The organism is Actinomadura sp. 6N118, from assembly GCF_044326415.1.
In the GTDB taxonomy this organism is placed as follows: Bacteria; Actinomycetota; Actinomycetes; order Streptosporangiales; family Streptosporangiaceae; genus Spirillospora.
This window is the reverse complement of the sequence record NZ_JBIRAZ010000008.1, coordinates 35,425-53,354: the sequence shown is the minus strand read 5'-3', so window position 1 is coordinate 53,354 and position 17,930 is coordinate 35,425. Positions and strand designations below refer to the sequence as shown.

The following is a 17,930-nucleotide window of genomic DNA, read 5'->3' as shown; positions in this document are numbered from 1 at the left end:
GCCGATCCGACTGTGCGTGTAGCGGCAGCGGACTGTCGTCCAGTGCCGTTACTCGCGAAATACCGAATGGAATTCCGTTAAGGGAGATCGATTCGTGATGATGGGGGTGATTTGCGAACTTCGCCCAGTTTGCGGACTAGTTATTCTGGATGGTTTTCGTGATCCAATTTCCTCGTTGGTGATTCGTGATGATAGTCATCGATCTACCGCCAATGTCATGGTCGCCGTCGCTTGCTATCGCTTCAGCTCCCGCTGTGCGCGAACGGGACCCGAACGTTCAGCCGTCAGCGGGGGCTCCACGTGCTTTCACGGCTCGTTATCAGGAACTACCGGGTGTTCCGGGATTTCAAGCTCGACTTCAACCCCGAGATGAACATCCTTGTGGGTGACAACGCCTCGGGGAAGTCGACCGTTCTCGAGGCCATCAGCCTGGCCATGACAGGACGCATCCACGGAAGACAGCTTGCGCAGGAGCTTTCGCCGTACCTGTTCAACCAGAACGCGGTGGACGAGTACATCGAGGCATTGCGAGGGGGACGTGAGGTTCCGCCGCCCGAGATCATCATTGATCTTTTCTTCGCCAAGAGCGACCGTCCCGAGGTGAACCGGCTGAGGGGCACGAACAATCTCCTTCAGACCGACGACGCGGGTGTCCGAGTCCGTGTCTCGCTGAACCGGGACTTCCAACGGGAGTACGAGGAGTTCATCCAGGACCCTGAGCACGTGAGACTGGTTCCAACCGAGTACTACGACGTCGAATGGCTGGACTTCGCCGCGAACCGAATCACCGCGTTGAGCCTTCCAGGAACCTCCGTTCTCATCGACAGCTCGAACATCCACCTCCACAGCGGAGTGGACTACTACCTCGAGCGGATCATCAGCTCTCATTTGAAGCCGGAGGAGAGGGTCCGACTCACTCGCGCCTACCGGCGGCTCCGCGAGGAGTTCTCCAGCGATCCGGCGATCGAGACGATCAACGAGCAACTCCGCAGTGCGCCCAGCGAAGTGAGTGATCACAAGTTGACGCTCGGGATAGACGTGTCCCAGAAGGCGCGCTGGGAGAACGGCATCGTGCCGCACCTCGACGACCTGCCCTACCAGTACGTCGGTAAGGGAGAACAGTCCACATTGAAGATCCTCCTCTCGCTCAACAGGCGCGTGGAGGAGACGCACGTCGTTCTGGTGGAGGAACCGGAGAACCACCTCTCCTTCTCAAACCTGGGCAAGCTGGTGAAGAAGATCAGCGATAAGTGCGTGGACAAGCAGGTGTTCATCACAACCCACAGCTCGTTCGTCCTCAACAAGCTCGGTCTCGAACGGCTTATGCTGCTCGATGCCAAAGGCGGGGTCCGTCTCGACGATCTGCCACCCGACACCCGGGACTACTTCCGCAAGCTGTCCGGCTACGACACGTTGCGGCTGGTCCTCGCCCGAAAAGCCATCCTGGTCGAGGGACCCTCCGACGAGCTGGTCGTCCAACGCGCCTACCGGGACGCACACGAGGGCCGGATGCCCATCGACGACGGCATCGACGTCATCGACGTCGGCGGTCTGTCCTTCAGGCGCTTCCTGGACATCGCCACCCGGCTGGACAGCGCGAAGGTCACCGTAGTCACGGACAACGACGGCAAGGACGCCGCGCGTGTGCACGAACGCTATGCCTCCTACACGGCCTCGGGCGACATCAAGATCTGCGTGAGTGATGACACGAGCTGCCGGACGCTGGAGCCTCAACTGATCAAGTCGAACGGCGCGGAAAGAATGAAGGCCATCCTCGGGCTGAGCGCGCAGATGTCTGAGGAGGAACTGGCCAAGCACATGAAGGCCCACAAGACCTCCTGCGCACTGGCGATCTTCAGCACGGAGCAGGCCGTCACGATGCCGGGGTACATCGCCGATGCCGTCGCCTGACAACCTCGCGGTCATCGCCGCTGCCGGCTCCCGCAAGACGCAGTGCATCGTGGACCGGGTCCTGGCAAGGCCGGATCAACGCGCACTCGTCACCACATACACCAACGACAACCTCCAGGAGCTCCAGACGCGCTTGCGTACCGAGAAAGGAGTCGTACCGCAGCATGTCGACACCCGAGGCTGGCTCACCTTCTTGCTCAACGAGGGCGCCAGGCCGTACCAAAGCGTGGTCTTCGGCGAGGCGGGAGTGCTGGCTGGCCTGCACTTCGAGAAGCCGAAGTTCAACTACGCCAGGAAGGTCGATGCTCGCCGCTACTACCTGGACTCTCGCAACGACGTGTACCGCGACAAGCTCGCAGAGCTGGTCTGCGCGGCCGACGCCGAGTCCGGTGGCCTAGTCATCGACCGGCTCGCCAGCATCTACGACCATATCTACATCGACGAAGTGCAGGACCTCGCCGGCTACGACCTGAATCTGATCGATCTGCTCCTTGACTCGCCCGTCGCGGTGACGATGGTCGGCGATCCGCGGCAAGGCACCTACTCGGCGAACGACTCCGCGAAGAACCGTAAGTACAGGCGCGGCGGCGTGGCCGACTGGCTGTACGAACGGACTGACCGGTGCACCGTCGAAGAGCGCACCGTCAGCTTCCGGTGCAACCAGCAAATCTGTGACTTCGCCGACGCTCTCTACCCCGAGCTTCCTGCTACCGAGTCCAAGAACAGTGATCTGACCGGTCATGACGGCGTCTTCTGCATCAACCCGAGGGAAGTTGAGGCCTACGTGCAGGAGTATCGGCCCACGATCCTGCGCTGGAAGAGGACGACGAACACCCATGGGCTGGAGGCCATGAACATCGGCCAGTCCAAGGGCAGGACTTTCGATCGCGTACTGATCTTCCCCACCGGCCCCATGAAGAAGTACCTCAAGACCCGGGATATCGCTCACGCTGGGGATCTCGCGAAGTTCTACGTCGCGGTCACGCGGGCGCGATACAGCGTCACTTTCGTCGTCGACTGAAGTGCGATGCGCGGGCGACCCGGTCCGCCGACGCGCCGTCGGTCGACTTCCACCCTCCGCTCGCATCCCGCGCTCAGCTGCCGCCTACGGGGGCATCAGTTTGAGAATGGCTGCCAGGGTGAGAATGGCTGCCAGGGTGAGAATGGCTGCCAGGGTGAGAATGGCTGCCAGGGTGAGGACGGCGATGGGGATGTTGATGCAGAAGACCCAGGGCCTACGACGCGTACTCGATGATCACACCGCCGAGGAGGTCCACTAGCCCATTAGGAGGTCAACCCTCCGAAAACATGATCATGGTTCAGTGATCCGTACCGATGTTGGTCCAGCCGCAGAGTTTCAAGATCGAGATGGCGAGGTTGCGGAGGGCTGCTATGACCGCGGGTCCTTTGCCGGTGCGGACTTGTGAGGCGTCTTCGTGGTAGGTGACGTCGAGGATGTGGTGCAGGGCTTCGATCTGCCGGTGCTGCCTGATCCAGGCGGCGAGTTCGTCGGGCCGGGCCTGGGGAACGAGCAGGCTGGTGATTGCGTAGACGGCTCACGGTCTTCCAGCGTCTGCCGCGGCGGGGCCAGGTCTTGCGGGTGATGCAGATGGCCTGGGCGGCGTGTGGGGTGACGGTCTCTGTGCTCTCGATGTGGCTCACCGCTCGGCGTCCGCCGTTAGGTCAAAGGAACGCGGGCGGCGCTTCCGGAGCGGTTCCTCCTTGGCGTACGGCATGGCGGAGTGGTGGTCTCGAGCGCTGGTCCGTGACCAGAACGTCCGCCTGATGTCTGGCACCCCAGGGCTGGTGCATGATCTCTCTATGTGGAACCAAAATCACCTGGTGCGGGCCGCATGAAGGATCAGCTGCTGCCCGCCAGCGAGGTGGCCGTCGAGCTATCGCGGCTGTTGGGAACCGAGGTTTCTGGTGATGTCGTGCGTCAATGGTTCCGGAAGGGCCGGTCGCCCGCCGGGCCTCTGATCCCCGATGAACGGGTTGGCCAGTTGGCGTGCCTGCGGGCGTCGACCGTGACCCTGCTCGCGGCCACGCTGAAAGCGTCTGGCTGGCGGCCCGGGCAAGTTGGGCGGAGACCAGTTTCCGCCAACGACATGCCCGGCTGGCTGCCGACAGGCTCCATCGAGGCACTGGAGGTATCTCGCCAGCGGGCGGTCGCCTTGAAGCACATCGTCGAGACCTACGTCGACAGACTGCGCACCCTGCATCCGGACGAGCAAGAGCTCGCCAGCCTGGCCAGCGTCCTTGCCGCCGTGTGCGAACACCAGAACCGCATGACCCGCCGGATCAACGAGGCGCAGTGAAAAGGGAGACCGGGAACCACCGGCGCCTTCCAAAACCGCTCAACATCCACCGTCATCTGTATCCAGTTCCGGCCAAGCAAATCCGGCGGGGCTGCTCTACGCTACCGTCGTCCCGGAAGGTCAGGGTATTCGGACCATACCGTCAAGGAGTTTAATGCGACTCCCGCGCACTTCCACCCGTGTGGCACTGGCCCTAGCCGCCGCTGCTGCTGCGGTGACTACCACTGCCACACCCGCCCTCGCCGACGCCCCGTACCGGTCTTGGACTCAGACACCGGGCAACACTGCCGGGATCGTGTGGCATCCCAAAGGTGATTACTGGGAGGTGTGGAGGAATCGGAACTGTGTCGAAGGCCGGAGCGGTCACGCTGCGTTGATCTTCTATCGGTACAAGGGATCGAAGACCTGGCATCGCATCACGGCTCAATCCTGGAGCTGCCACCACATCGTGCGCCGCAATCTGAAAGAACGCCGGACCATCTACTTCCGCGTCACGCACCTGAGCCCCCTCGCATCATCACCTGTCGTGCGGTATCGCACCAGCTGACCGAAAGGTTTGTGGTCCGGTGTCAATCCCCTCGAACCGTGGAGACGGTGTTATGCCACCTCGGCCCTGAACTGGGCCGTTGCTGTTCTCCGTGTTTCTGCCATCTGACGCTCGAATGTGATCCGGGGCGAGCCCGTCGTTGGCGGTGTGTCTCCTGGTGGTGTTGTAGAAGTCGCTGATCCAGCTCGAGATCTTGATGCGGGCTTCGGCCAGGGTCTTGAACCGCTGCCGGTGCACGAACTCGACCTTGAGCGTGCTGTTGAACAACTCGGCGGTCGATTAGCGAGGGCCCGGCCATTCGGGACGGCTGATGGTCAGCCTCGGGCCGTCGGGGTACTTGGAGTTCCCACGCATCACCCATGGTTGACGCCCTGGCCAAGCTCCGAGCGACCGGCTGGGACCCCGAGGAAGCCAAAGAAGACCTCGCCCCCGAACAAGAAAGAACGCGCCCTCTCCGCCCTGATCGCCGAGGAGACCGGACATTCGTGAGATATATTTCCCCTTATGCTGCCAGATATTTCAGCAACTCTTGCGATCGCCCTGATTGCCACTCAAAGCTCTCTGGTGTTCGACTATGTGAGTCGCAAGAAAGTCGGCGGAACCAATATGGGGCTCTTCATTTGGAAGGAGCTTCCTACTCCGAGACCCAAGGAACTGACTCCGCATACGTTCTTTCTGACACCGCGCGTGCTTGAACTCGTCTACACCGCTCACGACATGAAGCCCCTCGCCTGTGACCTGAAGGACTCCGGGGAACCGTTCCGGTGGGACGAAGAGCGGCGGATTCAAATCCGTGCGGAGCTAGACGCCTACTTCTTCCACCTCTACGGCATCAGCCGCGAGGACATCGACTACATCCTGGAGACGTTCCAGACGGAGACCGGGGGGCCTGAAGAACGAGATCGCCAAGTACGGGACATACCGGACGAAGAATCTCGTGCTCGCTGAGTACGACCGGATGGCTGCGGCTGGCGTTGACCTCGACAAGCCGCTGTGGACGGGGAGAACTACGTGTCCACGCTGAACCCGCCGCCGGGGCATGGGCCTCGGCACGGATAGCAGGCGCAGCCGGGAGGTAGCGGGAGCGGAAGGGGGACGGGGGATCGCCCCTCCGCTGGTCTTCATGGCGCGTTGAGGACCGCGAAGACGACCTTGCCAGCCTGCCCGGCGAGGGGGCGGACGCCCCAGCAACGGCAGAGCTGGTCGACGATGAACAGGCCCCGTCCAGCCTCGCTGATGGTGTCGGCGCGCTGGATGCAGGGGAGATCGCAGGTCGCGTCCTGGACCTCCATCCACAACGCGCCGTCGTCGGTACGGCCGATGCGGAATGTCACGTCGTCGGACGCGGAGGCGTAGCGGAGGGCGTTGGTGACGAGTTCGCTGGCCACCAGGCACGGGACGAAGTCGTTTATGTCCCATTGTCCGGTGACCAGCCGCACGAACCGCCGCACCTCGGCAATGACCGAGAGGTCATGCTTCACCACCACCTCGTTCTCGTAGCGCGCCGCCTCACCCATGGACGATCTCCTCACTGTGTGTACTTAGAGACACACAGTGCGCAACTTCCGGTCTATAGTCTTCATGCCTGGCATGTTTGGCAAGGTTTGGCATGTTGAGTCCCTGCATTGGCATGTTTCTCGAGAGGTAGATAGAGATGCCACGTCGTCGGCAGCGTCCTCGTGAGTCCCCCGCTCTCGTTGCTTTCGGCCGCCAGGTGCGGCGGATGCGGGAGGCCAAGGAGGTCAAGCAGGAGACCATCGCTCACCTGACCAAGGTCAGCGCACCTCAGGTCAGCAAGATCGAAGCTGGCAAGAGGCGTGCCACCCGAGCCTTCGTCGAGACCGTCGACGACCATCTGGAGGCCGGTGGCGCGCTCATCAACCTCTGGGAGGACCTGAACAAGGACGGACACCCAGTCCCGATCTGGTTCGACTGGCCCCAGATCGAGGCCGACGCGGCGATGCTGATCTGCTGGCAGCACTCCGTGATCCCAGGTCTCGCCCAGACACCCGAATACGCTCTCGCGATCGTGCACGGCAACCAAGAGGCCTCAGACCTGAGGATCAGCCGCCAAGCCATCCTCAGCAGAGACGACGAACGAGGTCCGGCGATCGTCCTCTTCCTCATCGAGGAGCAGGTGCTCTACCACCAGGTCGGGACTGCCGAGACGATGAAGAAGCAGCTTGAGCACCTGATCGAGATCAGCATGTTGCCCAATGTCACGGTTCAAGTAGTGTTGAGCCGCGGCGATCACGACGGCAACATGGGAGCCTTTGTGCTCGCGACCATGGAGGATCGGAGCGAGGTCGCGTATGCCGAAACGGCCATACGCTCGATCACGACGGACGACCCCGCCGACCTCTCCGTACTCGCCCGAACGCTGGTCGATCTGCGCGCACGTGCTGTCACACAAGACATGTCACGGGAGCTGATCAGAAAGGTGGCTGAAGAGATATGGACCTGACGAACGCCGCGTGGCGCAAGAGCACACACAGCGGCTCGAATGCGGCTGAGTGCGTCGAGTTGGCGGAGGCGGCCGGGGCCGGGACGGTGGCAGTACGGGACAGCAAGGACCCGGACGGTCCTATCCTCCTGCTCACCCGCGCGGCCCTGCGCACCGCCGTGAATTCCGCCCTCACGACCCGCTGACCTACCCGCGCCCCTCCCCTCGCCTCCTCCAACGTCGCGGCGGGCCCGTCCACCCCATCCCGGACGGCCCGCTGCACACGACCCCGCCCCACTCCGCCGAAGAGCCTCCCGCAAGGTTCGTTCACTTGCGGCGAGTCGTTCTTATCCGGCTGCCCAGAACGACGACACGCCGCAATTGAGGAAGGGGCCTCCGGTGGCCCCTGCCCATGCTGGAGATTCCGTGGCGCTGGCAAATCTCACCTTGTGTCGACGGAAGAACAAGCCTGACTCAGAAGGACGCCTACCGCTCACACGCTCGGCCACACGTCCACGGGCGAGCACACGGACGTGCTGCTCAAGTCCTCGCGCGTCTTGCGGAAACTCCGCTGGTCCCCCACCGAGCGAGCGATCTGGCCATGGCCTTCCATTTCCTTCAGTTTCGCGACGCCGCTTGTGAAACAGTTCAGGCTGAGTCGATCGCGAAGCGGTGAATCTCGCGTGCTGCACCGCCGTCGGATTAGCCGCCTCGGGCAGGCGGTAATGATTTTCCAGGTGTTATCGTTTCGTGACCTATGGGCAAGGGTTTGGGCAAGAGCCTGGGCAAGGGCCTCCCTGCAGCGTGATGTCCACCAACTTCCTCATTCTTCAGGAGATGACGGTGGACGCCACAGCTGCACCCAGTCGGTCACAGAGGGAGGCGCGACCCGGCAGTGTCTTCGCGCAGTTGAACGTGGAGTGGGCACAACTGCGCAGCGACGTCGAGGTCGGCAGGATCGTTGCCTCTTGGGCACAGTCCGAACCAGCACTAGCGGGATTGTCGACCCTCGCGCTCATCGAGCAGGCCAAGTCCGGCCCGGTGGATGCTCGGGTCGATGCCCTCCTGGCCGCGTTGGTGCGCCGCGCAAGTTCTGCTGGTCCTGATGCCGCTGTGGCAGCCAGAGTCGTGCTGCAGTTGATGCTTCCCAAGGCTGCGCAGATCTCCCGGGCCCACGGATGGCTGCATCCCGACATTGACGAACGTGATCAGCTCGCCGTGTGCTGTATGTACACCGTGATCCGCACATTCCCGCAGCGCATCACCCATCATGTGCCGCCCTACCTGGCTTGGGGCGCACATCGAGCAATGCGCAAGGAACTCTTTGCGCAGGCGCAGGAACTTCCGTCAGAAGGTATCGAGACCTTCCCTCCGCCGCTGCCCCAAGTCAACGCGAGCGAGGAATTGGCTCACCTATTGACCTGGGCGGTTGCTCAACAAATCATCAGTGGCCAAGACGCCGAACTCCTGGTTGCAAGGTATGGCCACGAGGCTCCCGGCAGACAGCACTCATGGAAGCAAATCGGTGACCTCCATGAGATAGCCGCCACCACGGGCCTGAGCCCTGATGCGATCAAGAAGCGGTGCAGTCGGGCGACTCGAAAGCTGGCTGCCGCGGCAAGAGACTACCTCGCTGTTGCTGCCCCAGACCAGTAGTCATCGCCACAGTGGTCACGATTTGATGCCTCAATCCTCTTCTCCATCCGCAGACAGGCCACCGAACCAGAATCAGAAGGGCGCCCACGAGATGACCCCCACCAATCCGCCATTCTCCGGCCGCTCCTTGGTTGGGGGGCGCAATGCTGCTTGATGGTGATGAGGCAGCGGTCGGCGTCGCCTATGCCCGGCTGATTCCAATCGTCGATCGCCTGATCATCGCTCCCTTCGATCGCGCCGCTTACCGCGCGATGGCCACCTATCTCGAGTCGGAGGCTTGGAAAGCGGCAGATGCCTTCGACCGGCTCGCGCTCCGCGGCGAAGACGTTCTTGCACAGCGTGTCACCGAGATCGAGGCCGCAGTCGTGATCGCCAGTCACAACATGGAGATATGAGATGGGCAAGCTGCGCCGTAGCCGGCCTCGTCCTCAGGCCGCGGCTGATTCTGGGGCTGCGGTCCCAGTCGAGACGTGGCTTGCTCCGCCACCCCGGGCGGCGCTTGCCACCGCAGCGGCGAAGGTCGGGCTCTGGGCTTTGGTGGGCTGCGGGCCTTTGGCCCTGCTCTCCGCTGCCGCCGGTCCCGCCTCGTCGTCAGGCAAATCGATCGCCGAGGTGAATCAGCGCTCGGCGGTCGGGCCCTCGGGTTTTGCCGAGTTGTACGTCGCTGCCTACCTGCAGAGCGGTTCGGGCGATTCGACTCTGAAGACCTTCTACCCGCTCGCGCCAGCGTTGTCTGCTCCGGTCGGCCAGCGCACCGCTACCCGCACCGTTGCAACCGGCGCCCGAGAAGTTAGTCCGGGTTACTGGAGCATCACCGTGGCGGCTGACGTTGCCGCAAAGGACAAGAAAGGGAACCTTGTGTCGGTCGGGGTTCATTATTTCGGCACGGCGATCGTTGTGTTGGGGGATGCCGCAGCTGGGGGCACACGTCCAGCAGGAAGTCCTGTCTCCTATGTCGCCGCCGCACTTCCCGCCGAAGTTTCCCCGCCACAGCCTGCACTGGCACCTGAGCTGGCATATGAGGCCAGCCGGCAGATCAGCAGCGGCCCTCTGGCTGAGACGGTTCGCCAGTTCGCGGCCGCCTACCTGACCGGCAGCGGAGATCTTTCACGCTACCTAGCTCCAGGCAAGACTCTCCAAGCGATAACACCACCGCCCTATCGCCAGATCGATCTGATCGGCGTCGCACTGACGGGCGCTTTGACAGGCGTGGATTCCAGTGTCCCTGCCGATGGCACGACAAGCCGGCTGCTGGCTCGCCTGGAGGTAACCGATTCCGTTGGGCAGCGGTGGCCGTTGACCTATGCGCTGACAGTCTCCGTCCGGGCGGGCCGCTGGGAGGTCTCCAGCCTGGACCCTGCGCCCACGCTGGCTACCTCGCGCTATCCCGCCACCCCTTCGACTAGCGCTAGCTCTCGTAGTGGCAGCCCATCTTCGGAAGTTCCGACGCCATCTCCCTCATCATCGGTGCCGAGGGCGCCCAATCCGTCCCAGTCACCCGCCCCGGGTCCCTCTGGCCAGGTGCCATCAGTAAGTCCGAGCCGCTGACCAGCACGCTGACAAGCGAAAGGAAACCAAGCGCCATGTTGCTAGCAGCAGCCGCCCAGGGTGATGGAGTCCTCGCCGGAGATCTCATCCAATGGGTGCAAATGAAGCAAGGAGAAATCAAAGGCCTTGTGCCAGGCCTGCTTTGGCTCGCCGCAGTGTTCTTCGCGATTGTCGCCTGGGTTGTCGCCAGGTCATGGAAGAAAGCAATGGTTGCCGGGATAGGTGGCGCCATTGTGATCGCGGTCGTCAGCCAGCTCGGATCTCTGAGTGACAAGGTCGAATCCGAGATCAATGGTGCACCCGCGCCGCGGCCTGCGCCCGTGGTCCACGTGATGCCTGCCGAGCACACGGGCGTTCTGACATGAGCCAGTCCGCCGGTCAGCACGTCAAGATCGGGCGCTCGTACACCCGCGCTCGTCGCTTTCCATGGGTGATCGGGAAGATCCAGGGGTGGACGATTCCCCTGGGGCCCTACACCGCGACCCAGCTCGGTGTGTTGATCGGCGGCCTGTATCTGCTCGTTCAGACCTTCGGGCTGTGGAGCCGCCTTGGCGCCGCTGGCCTGATCGTGATCACGATGCCGTTCGCGGCCACCTGGGCTGTCCGCCATGCGGCCATCGAAGGCCGGACCCCGCTGAGGGCCTTGGCTGGCCTCGCAGCTCTTGGTGCAGAACCTCGTTGCGGGCGCATTGATGGCCGCCTAGCCCGAGATGCGCGCCCGAGCTGGATCAAGGGCTCGGTGCGGCTCAGTGCACTCCCCGCGGTTCAACCCGTAGTTGCGGCCGATTCGGACCTCGTCGTTCAAACTGCGCCGAAAGCTGCCCCCATGGTTCCCGACACAACGGTCACACCAGAGACTGCCGTGCCGTCCGCCTCGGAAGCCCGGCTCGCCGGAAGACACCCCGTGAAGTTCTCCCCGGCGCGCCAAATCGCTCCGACGCGGGCGGCGCGGCCACATCCTCACCACGCGGTCAAACCCACCGGACAAGGCGCGAATTCGGGTGCGGCCCGGCCCGCGCCCACCGCGTTGCAAACCCTCCTTGCTGCCCCGGCCGACCAAAATGAGAGTTCCTGATGCGCGTCCCAATCCGGCATCTAGCCGGGAACTTGCTGTGGTCGACCTCAGGCACCGTTTGGGCCATCTGGCGAGTGCGCCCGGTCTCATACACACACGCCTCCCCACGCGCCCGCGCCGACCTGCTGGCCGCCACGACCGCAGTGCTGAAACGCCTGGCCGGTGAGCCGATGCTGCTGAGCCTGTGCGCCCAGCAGGACGCAACCGAGGTCGTCGAACGAATGATCGACGGGGTCGTGTTGGAGCAGTGCCCAGAGTGGATCGAGGTCGCCGACGCTGCCCTGGATTGGCTGGACACTCTCGACCTCACCGAGCGCACTCACTGGTTGGCCTTGCCGCTCGGTACTGATCGTCACGCACTGGCGCTGCGTGCTGTCGCTGATTCAGCTCTGTCAGCACTGACCGATGCGCTTGGTCTAGCGCCACCTCCGGTCACAGCCGGCGATCTGGCCGCCTACAAGGCCAAAGCGGCACAGCTGGAATCCCAGCTGACTATGGAGCCTGCGATGCGCCCCGCCACTCCTGCGGAAGTGCTGTGGATCTACACTCACGCGTTGCGGCGCGGCTTGGCTGAACCGCTACTCGCCGACGCAGCCGATTCGAGCGACGGTGGATCCCGACTGGTCAGGGAGGTCTTGCGCGGACCGTCCCTGGCCCACTTCGGGCAGGTACGTCTCACGGAGGGCGGTCAACCACCCCGCGACAGCAGCACGGGAAGCAAACCACAGCCCTGGTGGCGCAAGCCGGGAGGCCTTTCACCGCTCCGGCGCCGCTGGCTACAGGTTGAATCCGATGTCGGCACTTCCTACCAGGCCTTCTTGGCACTAGGTGAGATGCCGGCCATGTTCACTTTCCCCGGCTCTGAGTACCTAGCGGATCTTGACGGATTCGACTTCCCAGTCGACTACGCCTGCCGCCTAAAGATCATTTCCAGTGCGGAAGCGGAGGCCAAGTCTCGCCGCAAGGCCCGAGAACTGACTGCGCAGGCCGAAGAGTACGACGGGGAGACCGCAGGCATCCCTCAGAGTCTGATAGACGCTGCGACCGACCTGGACGACGAGCGAGCTCGGCTCCAATCTTCTTCCACAGAGGTGGAAGTTCAGTCCACAACCATCATGTGTGTCTGGGGAACCACCCCGGAGGACGCTGACCAGCGCGCAGAGGTGGTGCGGGCTGCGCTGTCGGCTGCCGAGTATCAACTGGTCCGCCCCACAGGTTCCCAGCGCGCCCTGTTCTCCAGCATGCTGCCCGGCTCGGCGTCCTCCCCAGTACTGAGCGAGTTCCGCCAGTACCAGCTGGCCTCCGACTTCGCCATGGCAATGCCCTGGGCGTGCAGCGAGGTCGGGGACCCAACAGGGATGCTGTTGGGGCTGAGTCTTGACGACGGGTCGGCCCGGCCGGTCCTTCTAGATCTGGCCAACGCCCCTCGCCAGGACGCCTCTGCCTCTATGGGCGTGGTCGGAGAACTGGGCGCAGGCAAGAGTGTGCTCCTGAAAAGCATCATCATCGGTCTGCTAGATCGCGGCGGCCGGGTGATCGCCGTCGACCGCACCCCAATGGGGGAATGGGTTCATTTTGCCGAGCAGGCAGCGCCTGGTCGCCATCAGGTCATCCGTGCAGACGAACAGGCCCAGCTGACGCTGGATCCGCTACGGGTCTTTCCCGCCGCAACCGCCGCTCGGTACGCCAAGTCGTATCTGACTCTCCAGTTGGGCGTGCCGCCCATGTCGCCGGGCGGCCTCGCCCTCGCCCAGGCGGTCGACGCGGTCGCTATGTCCTCTCGCCCACACATGCGCGGTGTCATCTCTGAGCTACAGGCTCTCGCGAAGACTGAACATGCGACTCGTCGCGGCGAGCATGCTGCCGAACTAGCCGATCTGCTACGGGTCGTAGCCGCCGACCCCCTCGCCCAGATGGTCTTCGGGGATCTACCGCCGCTAAGACTGGACGGCGACTTCTGTGTCTTCCACACAGCCGGGCTGACCTTGCCCAAGAAGGAGGTCTTCACCTCCGAATATCACATGCAGCGCCAACCACTGGAGACCCTGATAGGCCGGTCGGTGCTATATGTCATCGCCGCCGCCGCCCGTGAGGTCGCCTTCGCTGACCCAGGCCAATTCGTCGGCTTGGCCTTCGACGAGTGCTACTGGCTGACCAACTCCACCGAGGGGCAGGACCTGGTCCTAGAGATCGTGCGCGACGGCCGTAAACATGACGCCGGAGCGTTGCTCGGGTCACACGACCCTGAAGATTTCGGCAACGACACCATCCGCGGCCTGCTGCCCAACCGGTTTCTGTTGCGTCACCGTGACAGCCAGCTGGCAGCCAAGGGCCTGGAGTTCCTCAACCTTGACCCGGGCGACCCAGCCCTGATCGAGATGGTCACCACGAATCTGTCGCCGAGCAAGGACCAGCAGCGCAAGGGGGAGGCGCTGTTCCTGGACACCCGTCGGCGGACCGGAAAGATCAAAATCTTGATCCCGCCGGTGGAACGGATCGCCACCTCGATCCTCACCACCCCGTCACTAGGTACTCGCCTTGATATCACGCCAGCGGCGGCGGCAGCCGGAGAGGTCACCAAGCCAAGGGCGGGGCACAGACCATGACGGTCCGGCTGGCCATGTGGGGACGGCGGATGCTTCACCGTCTGTTGTGGGTGGCGTTGACCTGCGCAGTGCTGGGTTCAATCACCAACGCCGCCGGGATGGTTCCCGCTCAAGCCGCACCCGAGCCAACTCCCACTTCCTCCGGCTCGGCTAGCCCAGGTTTCAACAACCCTGGCTCACCTGGCCCCCCTCAAGCGCCCACAACTCCAATCCCTTCCCCGAACCCCTCCGGCGGATCCAGCCAAGACGACCCACCCAAACCTGGTACGGGACTGCTTGGCGAGCTCGACACCAAAGAGATCAGTAAGGTCCCGATCAGCCGGTATGAGATCACCGCCGATACGGGCGGCATGCTGGACTGGGACAAGAAGCTCCTGAACTTCCTGACCAACGGGGTGTTCAGCTTCGTCAAACTGGTCATCGGTCTGATGGCCTGGCTCCTGGGCTGGGCCTTTGAATTCGGCCCTGCCAAGCAGCTACTTGAACCTGCCCGCAATGTCGCCAACGCGTACAAGGTGGGTGTCGTTGACAGGCTGGAGCTTCCAGCCTTCGTGCTCACCCTGGCCGGACTGTGGTGCGGGCTCATGATCCTTCGGGGCCGAAACGCGCGGGGCTGGGGCGAACTGGGACTCTCAGTCCTCATCTCCGCCATCGCCGCCACGACACTGCTGTATCCAGTTGATTTGCTAATGGGCGAGGACGGGATGATGGGCAAGACCCGTGATACTGCGCTTGCGCTGGCCTCCATCACTGACTCAAATGGCGCATCCCGGAGCCAGGAACCAGAGAAAGTCACCGCACCCCTCAAGCGTACGATCTTGGATAACTTTGTTGCGAAGCCACATCAGATGCTGCAATTCGGGACGGTGATAGATGAGAACCCGAAGGTTCCCGATGCTTGCAAACGCGCCTATGTCGATGGGTTGACTAAAGATCCTCCAGAGCGCCAACTGGGTGATCTAAATCCCTTTCAGAATCCCCTCGACCCTGCGGCCGCCGAACGGAAGTCGGACGGGCCCGGCTGGTTCATGGGGAAGTACAAAGAATGCAAGGATCTGTCCGATTACCACAAAACGCCGTCATGGGACCGGCTGTTTGGCGCAGTCCTTCTCCTGTTCGCCGCACTCCTGGCTACGGTCCTTATCTTGATCATGGTGGGAGTCCTCCTGATCGCGATCTGTGGGCTCGCGTTCTATGCGATGTTCGGTCACGTGGTTGCGGTGATAGCCATCTTGCCGGGCGGCGCTCGAGGTCTACTTTGGCGGTGGATCGGCGGCCTCGTCAAGATTGGCTTGGTGATCTGCGCTGTCGCCGTGTTCATTCCGCTGATGACTAAGTTTCTCGATGCGATGTTGGCGTCGACCGACGGCCAGAAAATGATAGTCCGATTCGCGATTATGGATTTGGTCGTTGCTGCCGGACTGGTCTACCATCGCAAACTCTTGCGGTTCTCCACACGTGCTGGCCATCGTATTGCCCGCCGAATGGAGCTGGCCCGAATTGGCGGGTCGCGTGGAACCGGGAGTTACGGTGGCATGTACGGCGGCGCGTACGGGGGTTATGGCGCGTACGGGATGGCAGGCCAGGGCTGGCTTGGCGCCGGAGACCCTGATGCGGTGAGCCCGGTCTCAGCCAGCGGTACCTACCATGGTGTGCGCGCAGAAATTGATCGGCTTACCGCGCCGGCCGTGGCGGCCAAGAATGCATGGATGGGTGACCCGGAGAAGAACGCCGCCGCCCGGAGGAACCAGAGGGAACTTGGAGCCAGTGACTTCAAGCAGAAGATGTACGGTTCACGGGGAGGCCGGGTTCTGTGGCGCACAGCCAAGGCGACCAAGGTCACTGCCAACGCCACCAAAGCAACCGCAGAGGGAACTGGAAAGGTCGCATCGATCGGCGCCCGCTCCAGCAAGGTGGCGATGGCCTGGACGGCCGGAGCGCCAGTCACCTGGCCTCGAGCCGCTCAGGAAGGCTCTCCGCAGCGCCAACGTGCGGCTCAACTACGTGAACACCTGGCAAACGTCGTAAATCTCCCAACTGACGCCGCCTACGCCACAGGCATGGTTGGGAAGGCCAAGGCCGAAAAGGTGGCCAGCTATGCCACTGAATACGCCAACAACACAAGGCGCGGGTTTGCTTGGGCGGCCCGTCAGGCCACCGGAGGCGCACGCCCGTCTCGTTCCTGGGAGTCGGCCGAGCCGAGCGAGGACAGCGGGGCTGGCCCCTCCGCGGCGCAGGCCAGGTGGCGAGAGCACCTGGACAATCGTCGCCGTGCCCGTGCCCAACATCGCGGTGGTCAGGCCCCGCCTCCGAATGAAGGTCGCGGGTCCGGAGATCTGCCATGACCGCGCCGCCAGAGTCCGAACCAGTTTCGCCCCGTCAGCGGCACGCCAGGCAGATCGCCAAGGGTGCGGGCAAGCGGGCAACGAGAGAAATCGGCAGACGCGCAGGTAAACAGGTTCGCGAACAGGCCACCAAACAGTTCGCCAGTAAGGCCACGCAGCAGACGGCGGTACGAGCCGGCCAGCAACTGGGCAAGCAGGCAGGCAAACACGCTGGCAAGCAAGTCGTTGCGCAGGCGGGCAAACAGGCTGCCATCCAGGGCGTCAAGGGCGGCGCCAGCGCAGCAGGCGCGACCGCCAGCGCCGGAGTAACCCTGGCGGTCCAGGCTGGAGTCGAGGCCGGGCTGTGGGCGGCCAAGAAGATTGGCTGGCGGAGGATTGCCAAGGCTCTGGTCTGGCTGGCAGCACCCGTCGCCTTGGGCATCCTCTTCCTCATCGTCACAGTCGCAGCGATCCTGTCATCGCTGGCTGGTGCGCCCGGAGCCAACGGAGCGGCCCCAGCGACCGTTCCAGGGATACCGCCGGTTGCGCTGGACGCTTACAACCGCGCCGCCACCGTCATGCCGCAGCGAGCACCCCGCTGTACTGGTGTGACGTGGTATCTGCTGGCCGCCCTCGGCAAGATTGAATCCGATCATGCCCAGGGGCGCACCATCGCCTCCAACGGAGATGTCAAGCCGCCGTTCACAGGCCCGCCCCTGAACGGCCGCGGTATCGGCGGTAACCGCACCCCTCACTACGACACCGACGACGGCAAGCTGGACAGCGATTCCGTCTATGACCGTGCCGTCGGCCCGATGCAGTTCTTGCCTGGCACCTGGAAAACCGAGGGCCATGATGGCAACGGCGATGGGAGGGCCGACCCACAGAACTACTACGACGCCGCGCTGTCGGCAGCCTTCAAGCTTTGCGGAGGCGGCGACACCGATCTCGCTGACCCGTCCCAGCTCTACCGCGCATTGCGCCGCTATAACAACGCGGACTGGTATGCCCGCAAGGTTATGGACCAGGCTGCCGCTTATGCACGGCTCAGTCCGACACCATCTGAGCCGCTCATTCCTGGTGGCGGCGGTAGATCCAAAATCACCGGTAACACAATGACCTCCACCATGCGGACCACTCTGATTTCCATTGACAACGCCTTCGGGCCCTTTCCGGTAATCGGCTGCTTCCGCCCTGGCGACCCCCAGGACCACGGTGTCGGAAGGGCTTGCGACTTCATGGAAAGCACGGCCGGTCAGATGCCCAGCCCGCAGCGACTGGCGCATGGCGACCAAGTGGCCGCGTTTGCCACGGCGAATGCACAACGCCTCGGCATCAAGTACGTCATCTGGAAACAGCGCATCTGGAACATTCACCGCGCAGGGGAAGGGTGGCGCCCGATGGGAAATCGTGGCAGCCTCACCCAGAACCATTTCGACCACCTACACATCTCGGTCGAGCGCTAGCGATGGTCACTCGGCGGAAAGGACGACAGAAGAACG

The 17,930-nt window shown here is 63.3% G+C and carries 15 protein-coding genes; 13 read left to right on the top strand and 2 right to left on the bottom strand.

Annotated features, from left to right (window positions below; translation table 11 throughout):
* Positions 1 to 300: 300 nt before the first annotated feature.
* From ACH34W_RS21700 to ACH34W_RS21690, 3 genes are all read left to right on the top strand, one after another.
* The gene (locus ACH34W_RS21700) at positions 301 to 1,911 is read left to right on the top strand and encodes an ATP-dependent nuclease (RefSeq protein WP_395962776.1); all 1,611 of its coding nucleotides are present in this window, start codon (positions 301 to 303) and stop codon (positions 1,909 to 1,911) included.
* Positions 1,898 to 2,932: a UvrD-helicase domain-containing protein gene (locus tag ACH34W_RS21695; RefSeq protein ID WP_395962775.1), complete on the top strand. Its 1,035-nt coding sequence runs from the start codon at positions 1,898 to 1,900 to the stop codon at positions 2,930 to 2,932. The genes ACH34W_RS21700 and ACH34W_RS21695 overlap by 14 nt, the downstream gene beginning before the upstream one ends.
* Positions 2,933 to 3,764: 832 nt before the next feature.
* Positions 3,765 to 4,229 carry a hypothetical protein gene (locus ACH34W_RS21690; protein WP_395962774.1) on the top strand — a complete coding sequence of 155 codons (465 nt, stop codon included), beginning with the start codon at positions 3,765 to 3,767 and terminating at the stop codon, positions 4,227 to 4,229.
* A 517-nt stretch (positions 4,230 to 4,746) separates the two neighbouring features.
* Here ACH34W_RS21690 and ACH34W_RS21685 read toward each other — a convergent pair.
* Entirely contained in the window at positions 4,747 to 5,043 is a 297-nt protein-coding gene (locus tag ACH34W_RS21685; RefSeq protein WP_395962773.1) for an integrase core domain-containing protein, read from the bottom strand.
* A gap of 237 nt (positions 5,044 to 5,280) precedes the next feature.
* Between ACH34W_RS21685 and ACH34W_RS21680 the strand changes: the two genes are divergently transcribed.
* On the top strand, positions 5,281 to 5,724 hold the full coding sequence (locus ACH34W_RS21680) for a hypothetical protein (RefSeq protein WP_395962772.1): 444 nt from the start codon (positions 5,281 to 5,283) through the stop codon (positions 5,722 to 5,724).
* A 173-nt stretch (positions 5,725 to 5,897) separates the two neighbouring features.
* Here ACH34W_RS21680 and ACH34W_RS21675 read toward each other — a convergent pair whose 3' ends face one another.
* Positions 5,898 to 6,293: an ATP-binding protein gene (locus ACH34W_RS21675; RefSeq protein ID WP_395962771.1), complete on the bottom strand. Its 396-nt coding sequence runs from the start codon at positions 6,291 to 6,293 to the stop codon at positions 5,898 to 5,900.
* 137 nt (positions 6,294 to 6,430) lie between these two features.
* Here ACH34W_RS21675 and ACH34W_RS21670 point away from each other — a divergent pair, with 137 nt between their 5' ends.
* The 9 genes from ACH34W_RS21670 to ACH34W_RS21630 all read left to right on the top strand — a co-directional run bounded on the left by ACH34W_RS21670 (position 6,431) and on the right by ACH34W_RS21630 (position 17,894).
* On the top strand, positions 6,431 to 7,240 hold the full coding sequence (locus ACH34W_RS21670) for a helix-turn-helix domain-containing protein (protein WP_395962770.1): 810 nt from the start codon (positions 6,431 to 6,433) through the stop codon (positions 7,238 to 7,240).
* Positions 7,231 to 7,425, top strand: coding sequence for a DUF397 domain-containing protein (locus ACH34W_RS21665; protein WP_395962769.1), 195 nt, complete (start codon positions 7,231 to 7,233; stop codon positions 7,423 to 7,425). The genes ACH34W_RS21670 and ACH34W_RS21665 overlap by 10 nt, the downstream gene beginning before the upstream one ends.
* Positions 7,426 to 8,026: 601 nt before the next feature.
* Entirely contained in the window at positions 8,027 to 8,875 is an 849-nt protein-coding gene (locus ACH34W_RS21660; protein ID WP_395962768.1) for a hypothetical protein, read from the top strand.
* 143 nt (positions 8,876 to 9,018) lie between these two features.
* Positions 9,019 to 9,270, top strand: coding sequence for a hypothetical protein (locus tag ACH34W_RS21655; RefSeq protein WP_395962767.1), 252 nt, complete (start codon positions 9,019 to 9,021; stop codon positions 9,268 to 9,270).
* 1,188 nt (positions 9,271 to 10,458) lie between these two features.
* Positions 10,459 to 10,788 (top strand): hypothetical protein, encoded by a 330-nt coding sequence (locus ACH34W_RS21650; RefSeq protein ID WP_395962766.1) that lies wholly within the window; start codon positions 10,459 to 10,461, stop codon positions 10,786 to 10,788.
* A complete protein-coding gene (locus ACH34W_RS21645) occupies positions 10,785 to 11,498 on the top strand; it encodes a hypothetical protein (protein ID WP_395962765.1) in 714 nt (237 codons plus the stop codon). Before ACH34W_RS21650 ends, ACH34W_RS21645 begins: the two co-directional genes overlap by 4 nt.
* A gap of 143 nt (positions 11,499 to 11,641) precedes the next feature.
* The gene (locus ACH34W_RS21640) at positions 11,642 to 14,104 is read left to right on the top strand and encodes an ATP-binding protein (protein WP_395962764.1); all 2,463 of its coding nucleotides are present in this window, start codon (positions 11,642 to 11,644) and stop codon (positions 14,102 to 14,104) included.
* Complete coding sequence (locus ACH34W_RS21635) at positions 14,101 to 16,449, top strand: type IV secretion system protein (protein WP_395962762.1); 2,349 nt, start codon at positions 14,101 to 14,103, stop codon at positions 16,447 to 16,449. Before ACH34W_RS21640 ends, ACH34W_RS21635 begins: the two co-directional genes overlap by 4 nt.
* On the top strand, positions 16,446 to 17,894 hold the full coding sequence (locus ACH34W_RS21630; protein ID WP_395962761.1) for a hypothetical protein: 1,449 nt from the start codon (positions 16,446 to 16,448) through the stop codon (positions 17,892 to 17,894). The genes ACH34W_RS21635 and ACH34W_RS21630 overlap by 4 nt, the downstream gene beginning before the upstream one ends.
* Positions 17,895 to 17,930: the final 36 nt, after the last annotated feature.